The organism is Bacteroidales bacterium (genome assembly GCA_018334875.1).
Lineage (GTDB): Bacteria > Bacteroidota > Bacteroidia > Bacteroidales > UBA12077 > JAGXLC01.
Map to the genome: position 1 here is coordinate 1 of JAGXLC010000377.1, position 3,983 is coordinate 3,983.

At 42.3% G+C, this 3,983-nt stretch carries 3 protein-coding genes; 1 reads left to right on the top strand and 2 read right to left on the bottom strand.

Annotation, left to right across the window (positions count from 1 at the left end; all coding sequences use genetic code 11):
• Together KGY70_18350 and KGY70_18355 are read right to left on the bottom strand one after the other, a co-directional pair.
• Positions 1-1,007: hypothetical protein (locus KGY70_18350; GenBank protein ID MBS3777163.1), on the bottom strand; the 1,007-nt coding region annotated here is incomplete at its 3' end.
• The gene (locus KGY70_18355) at positions 997-2,379 is read right to left on the bottom strand and encodes a sigma-54-dependent Fis family transcriptional regulator (GenBank protein ID MBS3777164.1); all 1,383 of its coding nucleotides are present in this window, start codon (positions 2,377-2,379) and stop codon (positions 997-999) included. The genes KGY70_18355 and KGY70_18350, both read right to left, overlap by 11 nt.
• 215 nt (positions 2,380-2,594) lie before the next feature.
• On the opposite strand from KGY70_18355, the gene KGY70_18360 reads away from it, so the two are divergent.
• Positions 2,595-3,851: an efflux RND transporter periplasmic adaptor subunit gene (locus KGY70_18360; GenBank protein MBS3777165.1), complete on the top strand. Its 1,257-nt coding sequence runs from the start codon at positions 2,595-2,597 to the stop codon at positions 3,849-3,851.
• Positions 3,852-3,983: the final 132 nt, after the last annotated feature.

The window sequence follows — 3,983 nt, forward strand, 5'->3', positions numbered from 1 at the left end:
GGATCTACATGGGTACTCAACCTGATGTTGTTGTCAACCAGATTTTTTTCCATCAGTGGTTTGATGTCATTAAATATATCCCGGGCTTTGACGATATCAAAATTGGGCTTGGGTATTTTGGTAAGGCTTCGATAGGTATTTACAAAATGCAGCAGCCCTTCGCTTCTTTTATGAATGGTGTTTAAAGCTTTCTGGATCTCTTCGGTGGATTCTTCATCCAGCTTACCGTCGTGCTCCTCTTTTGTTTCTTTCACCATCAGGCTGAGGGTAGAGGTGAGAGAAGCCACCGGGGTGATAGAATTCATGATTTCATGGGTTAAAACCCTTATCAGTTTCTGCCAGGTTTCGGTTTCCTGCTCTTCCAATACATACTGTATGTCTTTAATGGTTACCAGCATGATGGTTCTTGTATGAAGCCGGAACTCCCTGCCGTAAACCGCCAACTGGAGAATATCATCTTCCTGCTTTATTTTAAGCACATAGTTCTTGCCCGGCTCCAGGTTTATAAGGATATCCTTCAATTCCGGGCTTACCTTTTCCATTTGTTGAATGTACTTCAGGTTGTAAACCTGGAACAGTTTCTGGAATGCCTGGTTTACCATATCTACGGTGCCGTCCTTGTGGTAGGTAATGATGCTGATGTCGATGTTGCTTACCACGCTGTTCAGATACTGGTATTGTTCTTCGAGCTGCTGACGAATCTTCTGGAAATCTTTGATTACTTCGTTGAATGCTTTATTCAGCTCGTCGAATGATTGTCCCATTCCGTCAATGTGAAATGACCTGCTGAATTCTGAAAAGCGTATGGATTCCAGGAAACTTGCCAGGTTGCGGTTGGTGATATCCACATATCGTACAAGCAGCATGATCTGGAAAATGATCAGCATACCGATCAGGAATGGGGTGATGAAATACTCCAGTGTGAGTGTATAGAAAAAAAGGAATATTGTTGCTGCCAGCAACAATATTCGAAAAGAAATAACCAGCCTGAAATTCTTATAAATCATATTTTTCCATTCTTCGGTAAAGGGAGGTTCTGGTGAGTCCAAGCTGTGAAGCAGCCTTTGTTACATTGCCCTGATTTTGCCTGAGCACTTTTTTAATTACATTTTTTTCGATGTCTTCCAGATCATAACTTTCCAGTTCGATCTCATCCCTTTTTTGTCCCGCAGGCGACAAGAGAAAATCGTCTTCTTCAAGCATATTGGAATCACACATGATGACGGCCCTTTCAATGGCATGCTGCAACTCCCTGACGTTACCCGGCCAGGGATGCCGGTTAAGTTTTTTAAGTGCCTCCGAACTGATTTTTTTGATCTGTTTTTTATATTTTTTGGAATACTGTTTAAGAAAATGATCGGCAAGCAGGGGGATATCATCTGTGCGTTCCCTTAAAGGAGGAAGGGGTATTTCAACCGTATTGATCCTGTAAAGCAGATCCTGCCTGAAATCTTCATTGGCTACCATCTTATGGATGTCGTTGTTTGTAGCACAGATCAGCCGTACATCGATATGTCTTGGTTGATTGGAACCGAGTCTTGTAACTTCTTTTCTTTCAATGGCGGCTAACAGTTTGGCCTGAAGCGGGAGGCTCAGGTTACCGATCTCATCCAGGAAAAGCGTTCCACTACTGGCTAATTCAAAGCGTCCGGCCTTGTCTTTTTGGGCATCGGTAAAAGCACCCTTCACATGTCCGAACAATTCACTTTCAAAAAGATTTTCATGAATGGCGCCAAGATCTACGCTGATAAATACTTCATCCTTTCGGGCCGAATTCCTGTGAAGGGCGCGGGCCACAAGTTCTTTGCCTGTACCGTTTTCACCGAGGATCAATACGTTGGCATCTGTTTGTGCCACTTTGTTGATGGTTTTAAACACCTCTTTCATCGCAGGGGATTCCCCGATGAATTCATGGAACGGGCGATCCTGCATTTCGCTGATCTCTTTTTGTTTTTCTTTGAGATCACCGGCTTCTCTTTTGGATTTCCGCAGCTTGATAGCTGAGGAGATCGTAGCAAGCAGTTTTTCATTCTGCCAGGGTTTTAAAACAAAATCTGTAGCTCCTGCTTTGATGGCCTTCACCGCTTTTTCAGCATCTCCATAAGCAGTGATAAAAACAACCACTGCATCGGGGTCAATCTCCAGAATCCTGTAAAGCCAGTCGAATCCTTCCTGCCCACTGATGGCGTCTTTTGTGAAATTCATATCCAGCAGGATTACATCAAAATCTTCTTCTTTCATCAATTTTGGAAGGCCTTCAGGTGAAGTTTCCGTATGGACTTTTTCCACGTGATTTTTAAGAAGCAGCTTTAAGGCAAACAGAATGTCTTCATTGTCATCTATTGCCAGTACTTTGCCTTCTTTCTCTTTTTTTTCCATTAAAGTGAAATTTTACCGGGTTGATTGAACTTATTTCCTGTAAAGATACAAATAATTTTAATATTTTGTTCGATTTCGTACTATATATGTCACACTATCGAACAGAAAAATTTATGGTGCAACCGGCCTTTATTTCTATATGATATTATTGTTTAGAGGAATATGCGTTTTGGCATGATAGATGCTAAAAAGATGTAAAGCAAACAGATTGTATTATGGATCGAGTCATTGAAAAGAAAAACGGGTTTTTCAGCAAAAAGAACATCTGGATTATGGTCGTTGCCCTATTGGTGCTGTTGGTGGCCTATAATATTTTTTTCGGCGATAAAAGCTCAAGATTGAATGTGGAAAAAGAGAAGATCACCATTCAAACCATAGAAGAAGATGTATTTAAAGATTATATTGCTGTTATCGGAACGGTTGAGCCTATTAAGACGATATTCCTGGATGCCGTGGAAGGCGGTCGCGTTGAGGAAATCATTATAGACGAGGGCAATATGGTTACCAAAGGAGATCAGATCATGAGACTGAGCAGCACAGATCTTATTCTTCGTATTTCTGACTATGAGGCTCAGGCTGCAAGATCCATCAACCAGTTAAGGGAAGCCCGAATGAGCATGCAAAGAGATAAGATCAGCAAACAGGAACAATTGATTGAACTGGATAAGGAATTCACTCAGATTCAGCGTGCTTTCAACAATAATCAAAAATTATACAGGAATGATCACATTTCCTACGAGGAGTTTCTTCAGTCCAAAGAGCAGTTTGAGACAACAAAGAAGAAGCAGGAACTGATGAAGGAGGCTTACAGGCAGGATTCCATATTCAGGAAAGCTCAGATTGAAAGCCTGGAGCGATCGGTTGGACGGATGGAAGAGGGATTGGACATTGTCAGGGAAAAGCTGGAAAATTTGACCGTTCAGGCTCCCGTTGATGGTGAACTGGCCAGTCTGGAACCGGAGGTGGGTGAGGTGATCACTTACGGCACACGTATAGGTAAGATCAACATCCTCGAGGACTATAAACTGAATGTGGAAATTGATGAGCACTATATTTCCCGGGTAAGAAACGGTTTGTTTGGATCTTTTGACTATACGGGCAAAACCTTTGATCTGAAGCTGACCAAAAAGTATCCTGAAGTCAGGCAGGGCAAATTTACCGTAGATATGGTATTTGAAGATAATCAACCTGGTGATATCAATATCGGTCAAACTTTTAGAATCAGGCTTGAACTGGGTCAGTCGAAAACAGCCGTTCTGATTCCCCGGGGCGGATTCTATCAAAGCACCGGCGGTCAGTGGGTATATGTAGTGGATGAATCCGGTGACTTTGCTTACAAGAGGAATATCCGCATAGGGCGACAAAATCCGAGATACTACGAGGTTCTTGAAGGCCTTCAGCCCGGGGAAAGAGTCATTGTGTCCAGCTACGACAATTTTAATGAGGTGGATAAGCTGATGCTGAAAGACTAAAGGGTCTCGTGTTCCGAGTCTCGTGTCTCGGGTTGAGATTTAGCCAAAGGCTGGAAATGTGAGATATAAAGTAGACCCCCAAAGTATAATTGAAGGATGTTAGGGTATTTAGAATAGAGAATCTAATAAATA

Excerpts from the sequence above, each read along its gene's own strand:
- KGY70_18355 (MBS3777164.1), bottom strand. The coding sequence starts at position 2,379 with ATGGAAAAAAAAGAGAAAGAAGGCAAAGTACTGGCAATAGATGACAAT.
- KGY70_18360 (MBS3777165.1), top strand. The coding sequence starts at position 2,595 with ATGGATCGAGTCATTGAAAAGAAAAACGGGTTTTTCAGCAAAAAGAAC.